The 18,708-nt window shown below is 68.5% G+C and carries 17 protein-coding genes; 10 read left to right on the top strand and 7 right to left on the bottom strand.

Annotated features, from left to right (window positions below):
- Positions 1-6: 6 nt before the first annotated feature.
- From Q5Z10_RS12045 to dkgB, 4 genes are read right to left on the bottom strand one after another with little or no spacing between them, the layout of a single operon-like run.
- Positions 7-330, bottom strand: coding sequence for a MoaF-related domain-containing protein (locus Q5Z10_RS12045; RefSeq protein ID WP_303635669.1), 324 nt, complete (start codon positions 328-330; stop codon positions 7-9).
- Positions 327-1,265, bottom strand: coding sequence for a cyclase family protein (locus tag Q5Z10_RS12040; RefSeq protein ID WP_303635668.1), 939 nt, complete (start codon positions 1,263-1,265; stop codon positions 327-329). Before Q5Z10_RS12040 ends, Q5Z10_RS12045 begins: the two co-directional genes overlap by 4 nt.
- Before the next feature lie 19 nt (positions 1,266-1,284).
- A complete protein-coding gene (locus Q5Z10_RS12035; RefSeq protein ID WP_303635667.1) occupies positions 1,285-2,232 on the bottom strand; it encodes a TIGR03571 family LLM class oxidoreductase in 948 nt (315 codons plus the stop codon).
- A gap of 11 nt (positions 2,233-2,243) precedes the next feature.
- Positions 2,244-3,047: a 2,5-didehydrogluconate reductase DkgB gene (dkgB, locus tag Q5Z10_RS12030; protein WP_303635666.1), complete on the bottom strand. Its 804-nt coding sequence runs from the start codon at positions 3,045-3,047 to the stop codon at positions 2,244-2,246.
- Between the two features lie 117 nt (positions 3,048-3,164).
- Between dkgB and Q5Z10_RS12025 the strand changes: the two genes are divergently transcribed.
- The 3 genes from Q5Z10_RS12025 (at position 3,165) to Q5Z10_RS12015 (ending at position 10,527) form a co-directional block, all read left to right on the top strand.
- Positions 3,165-4,067, top strand: a complete 903-nt coding sequence (locus Q5Z10_RS12025; RefSeq protein WP_303635665.1) for a LysR family transcriptional regulator — start codon at positions 3,165-3,167, stop codon at positions 4,065-4,067.
- A gap of 284 nt (positions 4,068-4,351) precedes the next feature.
- Positions 4,352-7,093, top strand: coding sequence for a sensor histidine kinase (locus Q5Z10_RS12020; RefSeq protein WP_303635664.1), 2,742 nt, complete (start codon positions 4,352-4,354; stop codon positions 7,091-7,093).
- Positions 7,093-10,527: a response regulator gene (locus Q5Z10_RS12015; RefSeq protein ID WP_303635663.1), complete on the top strand. Its 3,435-nt coding sequence runs from the start codon at positions 7,093-7,095 to the stop codon at positions 10,525-10,527. The genes Q5Z10_RS12020 and Q5Z10_RS12015 overlap by 1 nt, the downstream gene beginning before the upstream one ends.
- Positions 10,528-10,549: 22 nt before the next feature.
- Here Q5Z10_RS12015 and Q5Z10_RS12010 read toward each other — a convergent pair whose 3' ends face one another.
- Positions 10,550-11,215 carry a response regulator gene (locus Q5Z10_RS12010; RefSeq protein WP_303635662.1) on the bottom strand — a complete coding sequence of 222 codons (666 nt, stop codon included), beginning with the start codon at positions 11,213-11,215 and terminating at the stop codon, positions 10,550-10,552.
- 96 nt (positions 11,216-11,311) lie between these two features.
- Between Q5Z10_RS12010 and Q5Z10_RS12005 the strand changes: the two genes are divergently transcribed.
- From Q5Z10_RS12005 to Q5Z10_RS11980, 6 genes are all read left to right on the top strand, one after another.
- Positions 11,312-12,046 (top strand): LuxR C-terminal-related transcriptional regulator, encoded by a 735-nt coding sequence (locus tag Q5Z10_RS12005; protein WP_303635661.1) that lies wholly within the window; start codon positions 11,312-11,314, stop codon positions 12,044-12,046.
- Positions 12,047-12,115: 69 nt separating this feature from the next.
- Positions 12,116-12,307, top strand: coding sequence for a hypothetical protein (locus Q5Z10_RS12000; protein WP_303635660.1), 192 nt, complete (start codon positions 12,116-12,118; stop codon positions 12,305-12,307).
- 159 nt (positions 12,308-12,466) lie between these two features.
- Positions 12,467-13,153 (top strand): outer membrane protein, encoded by a 687-nt coding sequence (locus Q5Z10_RS11995; protein ID WP_303635659.1) that lies wholly within the window; start codon positions 12,467-12,469, stop codon positions 13,151-13,153.
- Positions 13,154-13,293: 140 nt separating this feature from the next.
- Entirely contained in the window at positions 13,294-13,833 is a 540-nt protein-coding gene (locus tag Q5Z10_RS11990; RefSeq protein WP_303635658.1) for a hypothetical protein, read from the top strand.
- A gap of 128 nt (positions 13,834-13,961) precedes the next feature.
- Entirely contained in the window at positions 13,962-15,494 is a 1,533-nt protein-coding gene (locus tag Q5Z10_RS11985; RefSeq protein ID WP_303635657.1) for an MFS transporter, read from the top strand.
- Positions 15,495-15,498: 4 nt separating this feature from the next.
- Positions 15,499-16,062, top strand: coding sequence for a TetR/AcrR family transcriptional regulator (locus Q5Z10_RS11980; protein WP_303635656.1), 564 nt, complete (start codon positions 15,499-15,501; stop codon positions 16,060-16,062).
- Positions 16,063-16,118: 56 nt separating this feature from the next.
- On the opposite strand, the gene Q5Z10_RS11975 is transcribed toward Q5Z10_RS11980, so the two are convergent.
- Positions 16,119-16,982, bottom strand: a complete 864-nt coding sequence (locus Q5Z10_RS11975) for an AraC family transcriptional regulator (protein WP_303635655.1) — start codon at positions 16,980-16,982, stop codon at positions 16,119-16,121.
- Positions 16,983-17,094: 112 nt separating this feature from the next.
- Between Q5Z10_RS11975 and Q5Z10_RS11970 the strand changes: the two genes are divergently transcribed.
- The gene (locus Q5Z10_RS11970; RefSeq protein ID WP_303635654.1) at positions 17,095-17,631 is read left to right on the top strand and encodes a carboxymuconolactone decarboxylase family protein; all 537 of its coding nucleotides are present in this window, start codon (positions 17,095-17,097) and stop codon (positions 17,629-17,631) included.
- Between the two features lie 25 nt (positions 17,632-17,656).
- Here Q5Z10_RS11970 and fdhD read toward each other — a convergent pair whose 3' ends face one another.
- Positions 17,657-18,514, bottom strand: coding sequence for a formate dehydrogenase accessory sulfurtransferase FdhD (gene fdhD, locus Q5Z10_RS11965; RefSeq protein ID WP_303635653.1), 858 nt, complete (start codon positions 18,512-18,514; stop codon positions 17,657-17,659).
- Positions 18,515-18,708 lie beyond the last annotated feature (194 nt).

Raw genomic sequence — 18,708 nt, 5'->3', positions numbered from 1 at the left:
CCGGCATCACAGTGCGTGCAGCGGCCCCTGCATGCGATGGAAACGGCCATCGGCGGCGGTGAGCCAGGCCAGCGATCGCCCGCCCTCGAAGTCATCGACATGCACGACCGTAGCGCCGTCGGCTTCCTGCCACGAAATGGCATAGACCCCTTCGCTGATCCTGTGCCACTCACAGGCGGCTGCGCCCCGCGCACCGGCATGGGCGCCGGAGACGATGGCGTACTGCACGTGGCGGCCATCGGCGCTGTAGACATTGTCGGCGGCCAGGCCGTCATAGCGGACGCGGAAGCCGCGGCCGGCGAACGGCGGCAGGGCGGAGGCGGTGTTCATCGGATCGCCACCGGGTTGATGTTCACCTGGGTCGAGCCGACGTACAGCGGTTGGCCGAGCACGAACAGGAACTCCCAGGCCTTGTCGTGCACCAGGGCGCGGCTGTCGATCAGCTCCAGGTTGTAGATGCCACGCTTGGCCAGCATGTACTGGTTGACCGGGAACTCCTCGGCACCGTTCGGGTTCGGGTAGACCTCCGAGGCCCAGGTGTCGCCACCGAAGGCGACGATGCCCTGGTCGGCCAGCCACTTCGCGGCCTCCATGCCGATGCCGGGTTCCACCTCCAGGAACTGCGTGTTGTCCTTGCCGATCAGTTCCAGCCAGCCGGTGTTGAACAGCACCACGTCGCCCTTGCGCAGGCGCAGCCCCTGCTTCTTCAGCACGGCCTGGATGTCGGCCACGGTGAACTCGGTGCCACCGGGCACGATCGCCTTGCCGTAGTGCGCGGTCATGTCCAGCACGACGCCGCGGGTGACCATCGGCGGCACCTTCTCGACGCCGAGCTTGCGCACGCCGTCCACGGTGACGAAGTCGGCGGCCCGGTTGCCGTTGTAGTAGACGTTGTCGATGCCGATATGGCCGATGCCGTTGAGCTGGGTGCCAACGCCGGTCCAGGCGTTCACCAGTTCATCGTTGAAGGTGAACCTGTTCGGGCCCAGCGACTTGCCGGCCTGCTGGCCGACCTGCACGTTGTACAGGCGGAAGCTGCGGTGGCGGAACGCGGGCAGGTTCTTGTCCACCGGCACCGCCAGCGGATAGGTCTTGCCGGTCCTGACCAGCGATACCGCATGCTTGACCACGTCCGCGGTGAGCAGGTTGGCCGCGCCGATCTCGTCGTTGGCGCCGTAGGCAGAGGGATACCAGTCCTCGGCGGTGGCCTGGAAGGACAGCGGCAGGGTGGCCAGCGCAAGCGCGGCCAGGGTCTTCATCTTCATGGCAAAGCTCCGATAGCTGTCAGGCCGTCGCGGGGGCGCCGGCATGGGCCGGGAAGTGCGGCAGCACGTACTCGGCGATCTCGTGGAAGGTTTCGGCCAGCGGCCGTTCGTTGCGGCGGAACTGCAGGCCGATGTGATCGACACCGGCCGCCTGCATGGCGTGCAGCTCGGCCAGCAGGGCGTTGCGGCCGCCGCGCAGGCCGAAGCGCCAGCGCTGCATGGGCGCATCGGCATCGGCCGTCAGGTCCAGGTGGATGAAGCTGGCATAGGGTTTGTTGCCGGCCACGGCGCGCCAGGCCGCCACGCGGTGTGCATGGTCCTGCGGCGTGCCCGGGTAGGCCAGGCAGCCGTCCATGTGCTGGCCGATCCATGCCGGTTGCTGCTGGGCCAGGCCGGCCACGAACAGCGGCAAGGCCGGGCCATCCGCAGGCAGCACGTCCAACCCCTGCGGCAGGTGCGCAGCGGCGCCTTCGCGCAGCAGTGCGATCTGCTCGCGGAAGCGGCTGCCACGGCTGTCGAAGTCGCGGCCGAACAGCGGGTACTCCACCGGGCGGTCGCCGCTGGCCACGCCCAGCAGCAGGCGGTCACCGCTCAGCCGCTGCACGCTGCGCGCCGACTTCAGCGTCAGCAGCGGTTCCCGGATCGGCAGTACCACCGCAGCGGTACCCAGCAGGATGTGCTCGGTGATGCCGGCCAGGTAGCCGAGGTAACTGAACACCTCGAACACCTGCGCCGCATCGCCAAAGGCCGGGTCGTACACCGGCACGTCGCGTACCCACAGCGCGCTGAAGCCCAGGCGGTCGGCCAACCGTGCCAGCTCCGCATGGCGCTGCAGGTCCGGTTCGCCGGGCAGGCGTCGCGCGGCGCGTCGTGCCTGTTCGCCCAGCGGCGTCCAGTCATTGTCCAGCGGTGCTTCGATGCCGATGCTGAAACCACCGGCCTGCAGACGCGTCAATGCACTGACCATGGCGGTGTTCCTCAGTCCCAGGCCGGCGCCAGGCCCGGCGGATCGACTTCGCGGCCGTTGCGCTCGAGCGCGGCGATCGCGGCCATGTCGTCGGCGTCCAGGCGCAGGTCCTGGGCGAGCAGGTTGCTGGCCAGGTTCTCGCGCTTGGTCGAAGAGGGGATGACCGCGTAGCCCCGCTGCAGCGCCCAGGCCAGCGCGACCTGGGCCACGCTGGTCTGGTGCTTGTCGGCGATGGCAGCCAGCACGGGGTCCTTCAGCACCTTGCCGTAGGCCAGGGTCATGTAGGAGGTGACGGTGATGCCCTGGTCCTGCAGGAAAGCAGCCAGTGCCGCGTTCTGCAGGTAGGGGCTGAGCTCGATCTGGTTGGTGGCGATCTCACCGGGGCCGACCACCTCGATGGCCTGACGGGTCAACTCGATGTTGAAGTTGGACACACCGATCTGATGGGCCAGGCCGAGCGCCTTGGCTTCGGCCAGCCCGGTCATGTACTCGCGCAGTTCAACGCCATTGCCGGGCGCGGGCCAGTGGATCAGCAGCAGGTCCACGTAGTCGGTGCGCAACTTGGCCAGGCTGTCGCGCAGGCTCGGGATCAGTTTGCCGGCGGCATGATTGTCCACCCAGATCTTGGTGGTCAGGAACACCTGGTCGCGCGGCACGCCGGATTCGGCGATGGCCTGGCCGACCTCGGCTTCGTTGCCGTAGATCTGCGCGGTATCGACCGCACGGTAGCCGACGTCGAGGGCGTTGCGCACCGAGTCGATGACGGTCTGGCCGGTCAGGCGGAAGGTGCCGACGCCAAAGGAAGGAACGCGCATGATGGACTCCAGGGACTTCGTTGGGAGCCGGAGGGCTCGGGACAGGCGAAGTGTGGGCGCTTTACATTTGTTGATTAAGCTGTGTATACGGGAAATGCTTTTGCTCCGAGGTAAAAAATGAAAACCACCCTGGATGAGCTGAAGGCCTTCGTGGCCGTGGTCGACAGTGGTTCGATCACTGCGGCGGCCGAGGCGCTGGAGCTGACCATCTCGGCTGCCAGCCGCACCCTGGCGCGGTTGGAGGACAAGCTGCAGACCACGTTGCTGCGCCGGACCACGCGGCGGCTGGAGCTGACCGAAGAGGGCGCAGCGTTCCTGGAATACGCGCGCACGATCCTGGCCACCGTGGACGAGGCCGAGGAACAGATGGCCGCGCGACGGCTGCAGCCGGTGGGGCGCCTGCGCGTGGACGCCGCCACGCCGTTCATGCTGCACGTGATCGTGCCGTTGCTGGAGGGCTTCCGCGCGCGCTACCCGCAGGTGGAGCTGGAGCTGAATTCCAATGAAGGCATCACCGACCTGATCGAGAAGCGCACCGACGTGGCGTTCCGCATCGGCGTGCTGCGCGATTCCACCCTGCATGCGCGGCCGATCGGCCACAGCCGCATCCGCGTGGTGGCCAGCCCGGAGTACCTGCGCCGGCACGGCACGCCGACGCGTGTGGAGCAGTTGCGCCAGCATGACCTGCTCGGCTTCACCCAGCCCAGTTCATTGAACGAGTGGCCGCTGCTCGACGCCGATGGTGGGCCGTTCGTGATCGAGCCGGCAATCGCTTCGTCCAGTGGCGAGACGCTGCGGCAGATGGCGGCGGCTGGGCTGGGCATCGCCTGCCTGTCCGATTTCCTGACCCGGCAGGATCGGCGTGAAGGCCGCCTGGTGCAGCTGTTCGCCAGGCAGACGCGGGACGTGCGGCAACCGATCAACGCGGTGTACTACCGCAACACCGCGTTGGCCGCGCGCATCACCTGTTTCGTCGACCACGTGACGCAGACGCTGGGGCAGCGCCCGTTCGACGAGTGAGGCGGCACGGCTCGCCGGGCATGGCCCGGCGCTACCGTGGGTGCTGCAACGCCCGGCAGCAGGGGCGTCGCCCTTGCCGGGGGCCCGCCTGTGCTGGCAGTCAGCAATCACGGCGTGCGTTCATGCATGGCGCAGGGCGCGTGTATCACGGTGCGTGATACGGCTAAATCAGATGAGTCCGATAGGGTCGTCCAGCCCCCGACAGTAGCGTGGGCGTCCCCAAAATGCCGCCACCGCTTCCCTGCGACGCCCTCCGAGAGGCGCGGATGCAGGTGCGACCGACCATGACCTTGCCTCGCCTGATACCACCTGCCACCGGATTGCGGCGACCTGCCTCGGAGGTCACGCGGGACGAGGGCGCCCGACTGCTGTTCGGCAAGTTCCAGCGCAACCTGCTGTTCGCCGGGACCGGGCTGCTGAGCGTGCTGATGCTGATGGCGCTGGCGCTGATGATCGGCCTCCAGGTCGACCGCTACCATGCGCGGGCGCTCGATGACTTCGCGCGGGTGCGGCTGGCCCTGGAGCAGGCGCTCGGGGAACACGACATGGCGCATGCGCGGCTTGCCAACATGGCCGAGTTCGCCTGGGGCCACCAGACGTCGTTGTTGGGCGCTTCCCCTGGCCCGTTGCGTGACCACTATCTGCAGGGCGGCGAGCACCTGCTGCACCCCGCAGACGAAAGCAGTGGCGCGCGCATCGCGCTGGGCGTGGGAACCGACCAGTGGCATCCGGCTGATCTGGAGCGCTATCTGCAGTTGAACCGATCGCTGTCGCTGATCGGGCGGATGGCGGACAGTGACCACACCTCGGCCGAGAACACGTACTTCTTCGACCCCAGCGGGCGCTTCCTGTCGCTGCACCCGGGCATCCGTCCCCGCGAGGCGCAGCAGCTTCCGGATCAGCGGCGACGGCAGGCACTGTTCGAGCACCTGCGCAGGCACGCCAATCTGCCCTCGCCACACTCTGCACAGGACCAGATTCCCGCGCTGGCCAGCGTCAGCGGGGTGGACCGGCCTCAGCTGTCCTCCGGCCCGCATCCGTTCACCCGTTCGCCATCGCTGGTCACCACGCTGTATGCGCGTGACGGCACCCGTCCGATAGGCGTATTTGTGTCGTTCGAGCCGATAGCCCACATCGAGGACGTACTGCGCCGGAGCAGCAGCGGCCGGCTGGCGCTGGTGGGGACCGACGGCAGCGTGGTGGCCAGTACCGATGGCGCTGGCCTGCCGACGCAGGAGGTGCTGCGCGAACTCGTGGCGCTGGCGCGCGATTCCACTTCGGTCACCAACCTGCAGCGCAACGGCCACGTCATGCTCGCCACTGCGGTACCCGGCACGCCGTGGGACCTGGTGGAGAGTTACGACTGGCGCGATGTGCTGGCCGACGGCCGGCACCTGCTGGGCATCGGCAGCCTGCTTATCCTGGGCAGCCTGATCGGGCTGTGGGTGCTGGTGCTGCGGCTCAACGTGCGTTGGTTCAAGCCGGCGCTGCGGCAGGTGGACCAGGTGTTCGAAAGTGAGTCGCTATGCCGCCGCGTGGTCGAGCGCACACCGACCGGCCTGTGCCTGCTCGCCCCCGGCGTGGCCGAGCCGCTGCTGATCAATCCGGCCATGCAGGCATTGGTGGTGCTGGCCGCCGCCAGCGGCGTGCGCATGGCCGAATGCCTGCGCGCCGGCTGTACGCAGCAGCGCCGGCTGCAGGATGGCGCGGATACGCCGATACGGTTCTCGCTGACACTGCATCCCAGCAATGGCGAGCCGCCGCGGCACCTGCACGTGGAGGCCGAGCCCACCACCGGCAACGGCCGGGAGGCGATGCTGTTCTCGGTGCAGGATGTGACCGTACTCGCCGCGCGCGAACAGGCACAGCTGCACGCACGGGAGATGGCAGAAGCCGAAAGCCGTGCCAAGTCGGCGTTCCTGGCCACGGTCAGCCACGAAATCCGCACGCCGCTGCACGGCATCCTTGGGCACCTGGAACTGCTGGACCGGCCAGGCCTGGATGCATCGCAGCGCATGCGGATCCAGCGCATCCGCCAATCGGCCGACTCCCTGCTGGACATCATCCGCGATGTGCTGGACCTGTCGCGCATGGAATTCGAGCCGCTCGAAGCCGAATCGGTGCTGTTCGAACCGGAGGTGATGCTGGAGCGGGTAGCGCTGTTGTTTGCACCGTTGGCGTATGCCAAGGGCGTGGACCTGGACTACAGCATCGATGCCTCGGTGGCCGGCCACCTGCGCGGGCAGGAGGAGCAGATCGAACGCGTACTGCGCAACCTGGCCAGCAATGCGGTCAAGTTCACCGGGTCCGGGCGCATCCAGCTGCGCATGCGCCAGACCGGCAACGCGGCCCATGCACGGCTGCAGGTGGAGGTGGCCGACTCGGGCATCGGTCTGAGCGCGGCCCAGCAGGAACGCCTGTTCCGCCCGTTCTCGCAGGCCGATGACAGCATCCGTGGCCGTTTCGGCGGCTCCGGCCTGGGCCTGTTCCTGTGCCGTCAGCTGTGTGACTCCATGGGCGGCACCATCACCGTGCACAGTACCCAGGGCGTGGGCACGCTGTTCTCGTTCGAGGTGCCGGTCGAAGAGATCGATGACGCAACCGAGGCACAACCGCTTGCGGGCCGCAGTGTGCTGCTGCTGTCGGCTTCGCCGATCTGGCGTGCAGAGCTGGCCCGGCGCCTGCGGCGCTGGGGCGGACAGGTGCATGAGCTGGAGCATCCCGATGAGCTGGCGCGCGTCGACCTGCCGGCCGCCGTTCCCTTGGTGGTGTTCGAGCGCGGCGAAGCACGCCTGCCGGCCACCGCTGCGGTAGAGGCGGGTGGCCGGCAGGTGCGGCCGGTGGTGCATGTCCGTGTCGATGGACCCCTGCGTCCGGCGGCGGTCGGCGGCGGTTGGGATCTGTCGGCCTACGCCAGCGAGGGATTGCTGCGCATCCTGCAGACCTGTACGGACCCGCCTCCCCGTGGTGATGGCGGGGCGTCGGGGCATCCGCTAGAGTCGTCGCAATCAGCCCGTTCAGCGTGATGATGCGTACTTCCGCTCCCCTCTCCGACGAACCAGGCACCACCACGGCGCACGGCGAAGCGGCGCATCTGGCCGATCTGCGCCGGCTGCGGCGGCGCCTGCTGTTCGGCGGCGGTGCGCTGCTCACCCTGCTGATCCTGACGGCGACGGTGTTCAGCGCGATGGCACGCATCCGTGACTTCCATGCCAACCAGCACCAGGCGTTCATGGAAGGCCTGGCGGCGGTGGACTATTTCCTGTTCCAGCGTGATCGCGCCTATGCCGGCTCGATCAACGCCAACGATGTGCTGTGGACCGCGCGGCGCGATCAGCTGGAAGCCTCCGGCACGCTGCTGATCGAGCGTTTCCGCGCCCAGGGCGAAGCGATGCTGGTGACCGCACGGATTCCGTCAGCGGTGCCGTGGCTGGTGCTGGGGTTGCCCGGTCATGAGTTGCCCGACGATGACCTGGCGGCCTACCTTGGCATGATCGAGGAATACTCGGCCTACACCATGGCCACCATCACCTGGCAGGAGGGTTCCAGTGGTGGGGCGCTGTATGGCTATGAGCCGCAGGGACGATTGCTGGCGGTGGCCGGCGTGCAGAATGAAGAACAGCTGCTGCGCGCACTGGGCGCGAGCACCCGCGAGCAGGCGTTCGCGCGACTGATGGGGAACGAGACCGCCGTGCGGCGTGCGCTGCCACAACGCGGGCCGGTGAACAGCGCGGCCGGTGGCGGCCGGCTGCAGTCCCGGTACGGCGAGAGCCCCTTCACCCGTACGCCGGCGCTGGTGGGCACGATCACCCTGGCCGACGGCACGACCCCGTACTTCCGGCGGGTGGTGTATGAGCCGGTGGAGAACATCCGCACCCGCCTGGACGCACGCCAAGCCGGCGCCTTCCTGGTCGCCACCCAGGACCAGCGCACGGTCCTGGTCAACGGCACCCTGTCCGACGACGAAATCGCCGGCATGAAGCGCTGGGCGGCCGCCCTGGGCAATACGGGCGTCACTCACGGCCGGATTGCCGGGCAGTACGTGCTGGGCGGCCGGGTGAAGGGGGTCGACTGGCGGCTGGTGCACGCCTACCGCTGGTCGGACGTCTGGGCTGCCACAGGAGGCGCACTCAGCTGGCATGTGTTCACCGCGCTGGCGATCATCGGCCTGCTCTGGTGGATCCTTCTGCGCATGGACCGGCGCCTGTTCGCCCCAGCACTGGCCGACGCCTTCCGGGTATACGAGAGCCAGGCCCTCAGCCGCGCCATCATCGATACCTCGCCGGTGGGTCTGGCCCTGATCGCCGTGGATACCGGCCAGCCGCTGCTGCAGAACGAGCACGCGCTGCAGCTGGTGGGCGATGACGCGCAGGCGATCCCAGTGATGTATGCCGACCTCGCCCGACGTGCCGCTGCGCAGCCGGGGCACGGGCCGTTCGTGCTGCCTTGGCCGGCCGAGGCGGCAGACGGCCAGCGCCAGCTGGAAGCAGGCATGGCGCGGACGAGCTTCCACGACCAGCAGGTCTGGCTGTGTACGCTGCGCGATGTCACCGCGCAGATGGAACTTGAGCAGCGTCTACGCCAGGCCCGCGAGGATTCGGAAGCTGCACGCGAGATGGCCGAAGCGGCAAGCCGCGCCAAGAGCGTGTTCGTCGCGCACATGAGTCATGAGATCAGGACGCCGCTCAATGGCGTGCTGGGCCACCTGGAGCTGCTGGGGCGCTCATCGCTGCAGCCGGCACAACGCGAACGGCTGCTGCGCATCCGCCAATCGGCCGACACGCTGATGGGGATCATCAGCGACGTGCTGGACTTCTCCAAGATCGAAGCCGGGCAGCTGGACGTGGAGGCCACTCCGTTTCTGCTGCGGCCGCTGATCGAACAGGCGGCGCTGCTGTATGCCCCGGCAGCGACCCGCAAGGGCCTGAAGCTGTATTGCCAGGTGCTTGCCGCGCCCGGTGCGGAGCCTGTGGCCGACGTGCATCGCATCCGCCAGATCCTCAACAACCTGCTCAGCAATGCGGTCAAGTTCACCGAATCCGGGCGGGTGCTGGTGCGCGCCTCGCTGCTTGATGTGAACGACGGCGGCGCGCGGCTGGAGCTGCAGGTGGTGGATTCGGGCATCGGCATGGCGGCGGAGGAACTGGCGCAATTGTTCCAGCCCTTCCAGCAGGCCGATGCCAGCATCGCGCGCCGCTATGGGGGCAGCGGGCTGGGCCTGGCCCTGTGCCAGCAGCTCGCGCATGCGCTGGGCGGTGCGATCACTGCCGAAAGTACCCAGGGCGTGGGCAGTGTGTTCACCCTGCAGGTGCCGGTGCAGCTGCGCCAGGCAGCGGCTGTTGCGGCGCAGCCATTGCAGGGGCGGGTCATTACCGTGCTGTCCGCATCGGCGGAGTGGCGCGAGGAAATTCCACGCCTGCTGCAGGAGTGGGGCGCGCGCACGATCGTGCTCGATCGCCCTTCGGCGTTCAATGAGGAGACCGCTGGCGATACGCTGCTGCTGGTCGGCGAGCGCCGGGCCTGGGAAGCCGAGGACGAGCAATGCCTGCTCAGTGCGCATGCGCGTCGCATCCGCGCCTATGCCAACGGGCCGCTGGCGGCGGAAACGCGCGACGGCGATCTGCATGTTTCCTGCTATTCCAGCGCCGCGCTGCTGACCGCGTTGGTCTCGGCCGAGACCGCACCGGTCCCACCACCGACAACGACCGTACCAGCACCGGTGGCTGAAGCGCCGGTGCCGGGCGCGCCGGAGCCGCCGATGATGGCTCGCGGCCATGTGCTGCTGGTGGAAGACAATCCGGTCAACCGCGAGCTGATCCAGCAACAGCTGGAGGAACTGGGGTACCAGGTGGATGCCGCCGACAACGGCCAGAGTGCCCTGGCGATGTGGCGCGACGACGCCTACCAGGCGGTACTGACCGACATCAACATGCCGGTGATGGATGGCTACACCTTCGCCCAGGCGCTGCGCGCTCACGGCAGCAAGGTGCCGATCCTGGCGGTGACAGCCACCGCGCTCGCCAGCGAGCGGCAGCGCTGCCGCCAGGCCGGCATTGACGATCTGCTGCTGAAACCGATGGATCTGCGGCGGCTGGAGGAAGGGCTGCGCCGTCATGTGCGGCGCCCGGGCGCGTCCACGTCGGCACCGTCAACGACACGCCCGGCGGTATCGGCGCGGCTGCGCCAGGTGTTCGTGGACAGCGCAGGCGAGGACCTGAGGAAGCTGGAGCAGGCGCATGCCGAGAATGACATGGACGCAGTGCTCGACCGCCTGCATGCGTTCAAGGGCGCGCTGATGATGATGGGCGAGCGTGCACTTGGTGAACGCGCGGGGATGCTTGAGCGTGAGCTGCGCGACCAGCGGCCATTGCCGACGGGTGTGCTGGAGGCGTTGATGCAGGACCTCCAGCGACGGGTGGCGGACTACCGCCGCCAGATCGAAGGCGACGACCATGCGTGACGGATGTGCTGCGCGGCCGCGCTCAATCCGCTGCAGGTGTGTCTTCGGCGTCCAGGCCAAGCTCGGCGGAGATGCGGAACAGGTCCGCATCGTTGCCCGCGCCGAGTTTCTGCATGGCCGAGGTCTTCTGCGTGCTGATGGTCTGCTTGCGGCGGCCCAGCTGTTCGGCGATCTCGTTGACCGACCGGCCCTGCAGGATCAGCCGTACCACCTGCAGTTCGCGCGGCGACAGCGTCTCCAGCGAGGCGGCGCGTGCGCGCCGGGCCGGCAGCAGTGGCAGGATGCTGGGCGACAGGTAGCGCCGGTTGGAGATCGCGCTCTGCACCGCCGCCTGCACATGGCTGACATCGTCGGACTTGCTGAGGATGCGGGTGGCACCGGCGGCGTACAGGGCCTGGATCATCGATGTCTGGTCCAGCCCGGTCATGACGATCACGCGCAGCTCCGGCCATGTCCTGTGCAACCGTTCCAGCAGCTGCATGCCATCACCGTCGTCGCCGCCGGGCATGGCGTAATCGGTGATGAGCACGTCGCATGGACGGGACTGGAGCAGTTTGATCAGCTCGGTCGAGTCGCTTGCCTCGCCGATCAGCTCCACGCCGGGCATCCGGTCCAGTTCCGCGGCGATGGCCATGCGGATGAAGGCGTGGTCGTCGGCAATGGCAATGCGGGTACGTGTCTGGGACATGCAGCGGCCCTCGATCAGGCGGGTGGCGGTCGCGATGGCACACGATAGCAGCCCACCGCCACACCACGTTCATTCCATGAATACAGGACTACCGACATGAAGATCCGTATCGCAGCGGTCGACGATCACCCCGTGCTGCTGGCCGGGGTGCAGGAGATCGTCGCGGCGCACCCCGAGGCGCTTGAACTGGTGGCGGCGGTGACCGATTCCACCGAGCTGGTCGAGGTACTCAGCACCCGTCCGGTGGATGTGGTGGTGGCCGACTTCTCGATCCCCGGCGGCCGTTACGGCGACGGCGTGGCCCTGCTGCGTTTCCTGCAGCGGCGCTTCCCGCAGGTGCGGCTGGTGGTGCTGACCGGCATGGAGAGCGCCCTGGTGCTGCGCAGTATCGTTGCCGCAGGTGTGCGCTGCATCGTTGGCAAGTCCGACCCGGGGCGGGACCTGGTGCCGGCCATCCACGCGGCGATGGCCGGCAACGATCACCTGGCGGCGTCGGTGCAGGCGCTGCTGGCGCAGGCCGTGGACGACGAGGAGCCGATCGGAGAGCTGTCGCGCCGCGAGTCCGAGGTCATCCGCATGTATGTGGAAGGACTGAGTGTGCAGGAGATCGCGCACCGGGTCGGGCGCAGCCCGAAGACCATCAGTACCCAGAAGGTGTCGGCGCTGCGCAAGCTGGGCCTTGAGAACGATGCGGAGCTGTACCGCTATGCGCGTTCGCATGGCCTGGTCAATGCATCGCAGCACGCGCGCGGCGCACCGGCCAGCGCCGAATCGATAGTGTCCAGCGAAAATAGGGCCGCGTCCGATGGTAGTGCTGAACGCATTGACTAGGGTGGACTCCCCGATGGCCCTCACGGTGTCGCTGTGCCGAAATCCTCCGATGACCGATTCATTGCGCTGATGCTTGCCTTTGCAGGGCTGCCGGCCGCACAGCAGGCCCGGTTCCTGGACACGCTCAACCTCTATCTGTTCGCGTCGCCGCAACGTCGACGCCAGTACGTGCGCGGCTGGGCACGGTGCGCGCAGCTCGCAGACCCGGCGTCATGCGATTGCAGCGACAGCGGGCCGGTACTGAAACCGAACGCCAGCTGACAGCGCAGGGCCACCTTGGTGTGGCCCTTGTCATTCTCAGACGGGTCCGATGTCGGCACTCCGGGCCGTTGGGCACAGTGGACCCGTCGCCTTGCGGCGCACCTTGGGCCGGCCACGTTTGGTCGCCCGCCCCCGATACCTTGAGGAACGATTTCGATGATGATGAACAGGATCGCGATGGCATCGCTGCTGGCCTGTGCCGCTCTGCCGCAGCTGGCCATGGCCGAAGACGCGAAGGCCGGCTACTACGGCGCCGTGCGCGCGCTGGACGCCCAGCACAAGGCCGACAACATGGACCAGAGTGCCCGTCCGGGCATCGGCGCCTTCGTGGCCGGCACGGAGAAGCACGAGTTCGCCAGTGGCTCGGTGGCCGTCGGCTACGATTGGGGCAACGGCTGGCGTACCGAGGGCGAGTACACCTTCCCGCGCACCGACACCTACACCAGCGGTTCGGCGGCCTTCGCCAACAGCTTCAACAATCACGAGGTGCGTTCGCAGCGCGCCATGCTGAACGTCTACCGCAATTTCGCCATCGCCAATGGCTGGTCGGTGTTCGCCAATGGCGGCATCGGCATCGCGCAGCTGAAGTCCGGTGGCTGGCAGGGCAACGAGACCCGCCGCTACATCGACAGCACCCGCAACAACCTGGCCTGGTCGGTCGGCGCGGGTGTGTCGTACGCGCCGATCGAGCGCCTGGCCATCGACGTCGGCTACCGCTACGTGAGCATGGGCACCACCGAGAGCGGCTGGAACGCGTTCCCGAATGCGCGTGGCCTGCAGGACGAGAAGATGAGCCTGGACCTGTCCTCGCGCGAACTGTACCTGGGCGCGCGCGTGAAGTTCTGATGATCCAGGGGCGGAGGAGCTTCCCCCGCCAGTAGACGCGTTCACCGCAGGTGGTGGCACGGCGGGGGAGGAAGGAGAGCACCTCCGCCGCCGTGTCGCCACCTGTTTTTCGTTTCAATGCCCTGGACGGCAGGGGAGACATGACCGTGCAATGCATCGTTGACCTGCCGGCCACCGGCAACATGTGGTTGGCGATCACGCTGGCCACGCTGGCCGTGGTCTCGTTCCTGGGCTTCGTGCCCGCTGCGATCATCCGGCATCGCGTACGCGGGTGGCTGTTGATCGCCACGCTGCTGCTGGTCGGCGCGGCCCTGTACAGCGCACCGCCGTCGCCGCTGTTCGGGACGCCAGGCATCACGGTCAGCGATGCCTGGATCTCGATCAATGCCGGAACGGAACAGGTGGACCTGCCGATCGAAGCCCCCGAGTGGACCGGCGTGCGCCGGCCGGCGCCGCATCCGGTGGTGGCCGAACAGCCGGAAACGGCGGGTGCGGGTGGTGCTGGCTGGTACCGCACCGGCAGCGGCGAGCGGCTGTTCGTGGCCAGCTCGACCAACCCGGCGCGGATCTCCACTACGGCCGGCTTTGACCTGGTGCTGGACTGGAACACCGTGATCGACCTGGAGTCGTGCGTGGTGCAGGTGCAGGCCGCGCGCAGGGTGATCGCACTGGGTTTCTGACTGCCCGCCGCCCTGCCGCAAGCGCAGCCTTTGGCGCGATGACAGCTGCGGGAGCACTGACCCTCGGTCATTGAAACTATACAGGATATCCGGTATAGTTAAGCCATCCTCGCACCTGATGCTGTCTCATGGCGCCCTCACATCCGCTGGCCGGTAGTCCGGCCCTGTCGCGTGCCCGTCGCTGGGCCTTGCTGTTCACCGTCGCCGCCGGCCTGCTGCTGGTCACGCTCGACAACTCCGTGCTCTACACCGCACTGCCCACCCTGACCGAGGAACTCTCGGCCAGCGCCGGCCAGGCGCTGTGGATCATCAATGCCTATCCGCTGGTGATGGCCGGCCTGCTGCTGGGCGCGGGCACGCTCGGCGACCGCATCGGGCATCGGCGCATGTTCCTGATCGGCCTGGTGGTGTTCGGCATCGCCTCGCTGGCGGCGGCATTCGCCGCCAGCGCGGCGCAGCTGATCGCCGCGCGTGCGTTCCTGGCAGTCGGTGCGGCGGCGATGATGCCGGCCACGCTGGCCCTGATCGGACTGAGCTTCCAGGAAGCGCGCGAGCGCAACATCGCCATCGCGATCTGGGGCTCGGTGGCCATCGTCGGCGCGGCGCTCGGCCCGATCATCGGCGGCTGGCTGCTGCAGCATTTCTGGTGGGGCTCGGTGTTCCTGATCAACGTGCCGGTGGTGGTGGTCGCGTTCGTGGCGACCCTGCTGCTGGCGCCGGAAGGCCAGCGTGACAGCTCGCGCCCCTGGGATCTGGCGTCCTCGTTGCTGGCCCTGGCCGCCCTGTCCGGCCTGGTGCTGGCGATCAAGTCGCTGATCGCCACACCGCCGTCGTATGCGCTGGGCGCCGGTGCGCTGCTGCTGGCCGTCATCAGCGGTGCGGCATTCGCGCGCCGCCAGCGGCAGCTGCCGCACCCGCTGCTGGACTTCGCCATCTTCCGCAATCCCGCGTTCCTGGCCGGCACGCTGTCGGCGGTGTTCACCCTGTTCGCGATGGCCGGCCTGCAGCTGATCACCACCCAGCGCTTCCAGCTGGTGGCCGGCTTCAGTCCGCTGCAGGCGGGCCTGCTGGTGTCGGTGGCGGCGCTGGGCAGTCTGCCCAGTGCCTTGCTGGGCGGCAGCATCCTGCACCGGGTCGGGCTGCGTCCGCTGATCTGTGGTGGCCTGGCCGCCGGCGCCGTGGGTGTCGGGGTGATTGCGTTCGGTTTTCCGTACGGCCTCGGCTGGGTGGTGGCGGGCATGGCCATCACCGGCCTTGGCATGGGGGCGGCCATCTCGGTGGCGTCCACCGCCATCCTCAACAACGTACCGGCGCACCGCGCGGGCATGGCTTCGTCGGTGGAAGAGGTGTCCTATGAGTTCGGTGGCCTGCTGGCGGTGGCGATGCTGGGCAGCCTGAGCGCGGCGATGTACGGCGCGTTCCTGCCGGTCTCGGCCGGGATGCCCGCGCTTGCCCGCGAAGGCTTCACCCAGGCGCTGCATGCCGCGCGCGAGAGCGGGCAGGGCGAGTGGTTCGCGCTGGCGGCGGCCGCGTATGACCGTGGCTACCAGATCGTGCTGCTGGTGATCACTGCGGTACTGGCCGTGGGTGCGACGATCCTGGCGCGCCTGCTGCGTGGCCGCGTCGGCAGCCGCGAGGGCGCGGCCGATCGCGTAAAATGATGCGATGAGAACCAGCAAGCGCGACCGCATCCTCGACGCCGCCGTCAACGTGATCAATCGTGACGGCGTGCGTGCGGTGACCTTCGAGTCGGTGGCGGCCGAAGCGCAGTTGACCCGCGGCGGCCTGCTGTACCACTTCCCCTCGCGCGAGGCGCTGCTGCGCGGCATCGACGAGCACCTGGTGCAGGCCTGGGAGGCGTCGATGGAAGCGCTGCTGGGCAAGCGCGCGGAGGAAGCGACGGCCCTGGAGCGCTACCAGACCTTCGTGCGCGTGTCGGCGCAGAGTGCCACCCGTGCCGAGCTGATGTTCATGCTGGAATCGGCCGACCCGGACGCCGACGAGCGTCCGTGGGGCCCGGCGGTGCGACGCTGGGCGCCGTTGCCGCCGGAGGCGGGGGCAGGGGAGGACAGCGCCGCGCTCGACAATTTCGTGGCGCGGCTGGCCGCCGATGGCCTGTGGATCTATGAAGCGATGTACGAAGGCCAGCTGGACGAAGGCGTGCGCGCCCGTGTTGCCGAGCGCATCGCCGGACTGCTGGCGAAGCACGATGGGTCACCGCGCCCGTAGCGTCGAGCCATGCTCGACTGCCTTCCGGTCGGCCCACGCACATCGCGCCTTTATCGTCATGCAAGACCGGCCAACCACGCCCTCGGCGAGGCCCCCAACCGCTTGCGGAAGGCCTTGGACAGCGACGCGGTATCGGCAAATCCCACCTCGATCGCCACCTGCTTGACCGCCACGCCCGCCCGCAGCTGCGCACACGCCAGACTCAACCGCCAGTCCAGCAGATAACTGGCCGGCGTTGCTTGCATCACGTCCTTGAACACCGCCGCAAACGCGCTGCGCGACATGCCGGCGGTGGCGGCCATGCGTGGCAGCGTCCAGTCGCCCTGCGGCGCCTGGTGCATCGCCACCAGCGTACGGGCCAGGCGCGCATCGGACAGCCCGCGCATCAGCCCATGGCTGACGCCGGCGGCATCGGGGTGGTCCACCACCCAGCGCAGGATCTGGATCAATGCCACCTCGAACAGGCGGTTGGTGAGCAGGCGCGAGCCGCAGCGCTGCTGATCGGCCTCGGCAAACAGCAGGTGCAGGGTCTCATCCAGTTCGCCGATCGCCGACAACGGCACCACCATCACCGGCGGCAGCGACTGCACGATGGGATTGCGCGCGCCGCCATCGAAATCCAGCGTGGCGCAGGTGAAGTCCGGCCCATCCAGCGGCGCGTTGAAGAACACATGATGCAGCGGCTGCGGGTACAGCAGCAGGCTGGGCGTGGTGATCTTCAGCCGTGGCAGCGCGACGCCACCGGCGGGGTGGCGGACCTCCATCTCGCCCTGGCGGAGGATATGCAGGAATGCGCGCCCGGGCTGGGGTTCGAACACGTGACGTCCGCACAGCGGCCCGCTGTGGAACAGCGCCGCCTGCACGCGGAAGCGCTCCAGCAGGGAAGAGAGGCGGTCGGGTGCGGAGGTATCGGTGGCCATGTGTGGGGACGAATGGACAATAGATGTGGCTTATTTCGTCTGATGCGTCCATGAAGTCTACCTAGACTGCGCGGGTCGTCCAATCCCGGGCGCTTTCCCAAGGAGATCCCTCATGTCCCGTGTCCCCCTGATCGATGCTGCCACCACCACCGCCGACCGCCAGGCCCTGCTGGGTCAGGTCCACGCCGCCTTCGGCGCCACCCCGGCGATGTTCCGCGCCGTGGCCAACTCTCCCGCCGCGCTGCAGAGCCTGTGGGGTTCGTTCGGCGCGTTGGCCGGCGGCCGCCTGTCGCCCGTGCTGGGCGAGCAGATCGCCGTGGCCGTCGCCAACCGCAATGCCTGCGGGTACTGCCTGGCCGCACATACCGCGCTGGGCCGCAAGGCCGGCGCCAGCGCCGAGCAGATGGCGGCTGCACAGAGCGGCCAGTCCAGCGACCCGGCCACCGCAGCGGCGCTCGCGTTCGCGCTGAAGGTGGTCGAGCAGCGTGCCCGGATCGGCGACGAAGATGTGCAGGCACTGCGCGCGGCCGGCTTCGATGATGAGCAGATCGTCGAGATCCTCGCCCACGTGGCGCTCAACCTGTTCACCAACTACGTCAACGTAGCGTTCGACGTGCCGGTCGATTTCCCGAAGGTGGCATTGCGCTGAGCGGTGTCGCGGCAGCCCGCTCCGCTCAGCGCGGCGGGCTGCCCGTGGCGTCGCCCGCCTGCAACCGCTCGGGGTGGGTATACACATTGAAGCCGCCCTGGCGCGCGAACCCGACCAGGCACAGCCCTGCACTGCGGGCCAGGTCGATCGCCAATGCGGTCGGCGCCGACACCGCGGCCAGCACGCTGGCACCGGCACGCACGGCCTTGCTGACCATTTCGTAGCTGGCGCGGCTGGAAACCACCAGCAGCCCACCCTCGATCGTGTGTTCATTGTGATGCAGGGCGCCGATCAGCTTGTCCAGCGCGTTGTGGCGCCCGACATCCTCGCGGACCCAGCCGATGCGGCCGCTGGCATCGGCCCAGGCAGCGGCGTGGGTCGAGCCGCTGGCCGCATTCATCGGCTGGTGCTGGCCCAGGCTGGCCAAGGCGCGCTGTAGCGCGGCCGGATCGTGGCGGCGCAGGTCGCGCACCGGCGGCAGCGGCCGCAGCACGTCCTCCAGCTGGCGCGCGCCACACAGGCCGCAGCCGCCGCGACCGGGCAGCAGGCGGCCGTCGGCCGGGTCCAACGCCGCGCCGGGCGCGTCGTCGGCGACGGTCATGTTCAGCTCGATACCTTCCAGCTGCGGCTGCACCTCGATGGCCAGCAGCTGCGCCGGTCGCAGGATCAGGCCTTCGCTGAGCGAGAAACCCAGCGCGAAATCCTCCAGGTCGCAGGGCGTGGCCATCATCACCGCGAAGGCGGCGCCGTTGTAACGCATCGCCACCGGCACTTCTTCCGCCACCACATCGATCTGCGCCTGCTGCCCTCCGCTGCGCCAGCGCCACAGCGGTCGCGGGGCGGTGCCGATGGGCGGGCTGTGCGGCGGGGTGGGATCAGGCATGCAGCGCGTCCGGACAAGGAAAATACGCGGGCAGTGGAGCACCCGCGGCGTCGAGAATAGCGCAGTGGCCGGGCACTGACGCGGGTGTAACCGCTGCCATGACACGCTCTGCTGCAATCTGCGCCGGCCTCTGGTGCGGGCCCTCCGACCGTGCTTGACTGTGGACCCTGCCATGCCGCCGGCAGTGCACCGTT

The organism is Stenotrophomonas sp. 704A1, from assembly GCF_030549525.1.
Classification (GTDB): domain Bacteria; phylum Pseudomonadota; class Gammaproteobacteria; order Xanthomonadales; family Xanthomonadaceae; genus Stenotrophomonas; species Stenotrophomonas tuberculopleuritidis.
This window is presented reverse-complemented; position numbering and strand designations above follow the sequence as displayed.

Excerpts from the sequence above, each read along its gene's own strand:
- Q5Z10_RS12045 (WP_303635669.1), bottom strand. The coding sequence starts at position 330 with ATGAACACCGCCTCCGCCCTGCCGCCGTTCGCCGGCCGCGGCTTCCGC.
- Q5Z10_RS12040 (WP_303635668.1), bottom strand. The coding sequence starts at position 1,265 with ATGAAGATGAAGACCCTGGCCGCGCTTGCGCTGGCCACCCTGCCGCTG.
- Q5Z10_RS12035 (WP_303635667.1), bottom strand. The coding sequence starts at position 2,232 with ATGGTCAGTGCATTGACGCGTCTGCAGGCCGGTGGTTTCAGCATCGGC.
- dkgB (WP_303635666.1), bottom strand. The coding sequence starts at position 3,047 with ATGCGCGTTCCTTCCTTTGGCGTCGGCACCTTCCGCCTGACCGGCCAG.
- Q5Z10_RS12025 (WP_303635665.1), top strand. The coding sequence starts at position 3,165 with ATGAAAACCACCCTGGATGAGCTGAAGGCCTTCGTGGCCGTGGTCGAC.
- Q5Z10_RS12020 (WP_303635664.1), top strand. The coding sequence starts at position 4,352 with ATGACCTTGCCTCGCCTGATACCACCTGCCACCGGATTGCGGCGACCT.
- Q5Z10_RS12015 (WP_303635663.1), top strand. The coding sequence starts at position 7,093 with ATGATGCGTACTTCCGCTCCCCTCTCCGACGAACCAGGCACCACCACG.
- Q5Z10_RS12010 (WP_303635662.1), bottom strand. The coding sequence starts at position 11,215 with ATGTCCCAGACACGTACCCGCATTGCCATTGCCGACGACCACGCCTTC.
- Q5Z10_RS12005 (WP_303635661.1), top strand. The coding sequence starts at position 11,312 with ATGAAGATCCGTATCGCAGCGGTCGACGATCACCCCGTGCTGCTGGCC.
- Q5Z10_RS12000 (WP_303635660.1), top strand. The coding sequence starts at position 12,116 with ATGCTTGCCTTTGCAGGGCTGCCGGCCGCACAGCAGGCCCGGTTCCTG.
- Q5Z10_RS11995 (WP_303635659.1), top strand. The coding sequence starts at position 12,467 with ATGATGAACAGGATCGCGATGGCATCGCTGCTGGCCTGTGCCGCTCTG.
- Q5Z10_RS11990 (WP_303635658.1), top strand. The coding sequence starts at position 13,294 with ATGACCGTGCAATGCATCGTTGACCTGCCGGCCACCGGCAACATGTGG.
- Q5Z10_RS11985 (WP_303635657.1), top strand. The coding sequence starts at position 13,962 with ATGGCGCCCTCACATCCGCTGGCCGGTAGTCCGGCCCTGTCGCGTGCC.
- Q5Z10_RS11980 (WP_303635656.1), top strand. The coding sequence starts at position 15,499 with ATGAGAACCAGCAAGCGCGACCGCATCCTCGACGCCGCCGTCAACGTG.
- Q5Z10_RS11975 (WP_303635655.1), bottom strand. The coding sequence starts at position 16,982 with ATGGCCACCGATACCTCCGCACCCGACCGCCTCTCTTCCCTGCTGGAG.
- Q5Z10_RS11970 (WP_303635654.1), top strand. The coding sequence starts at position 17,095 with ATGTCCCGTGTCCCCCTGATCGATGCTGCCACCACCACCGCCGACCGC.
- fdhD (WP_303635653.1), bottom strand. The coding sequence starts at position 18,514 with ATGCCTGATCCCACCCCGCCGCACAGCCCGCCCATCGGCACCGCCCCG.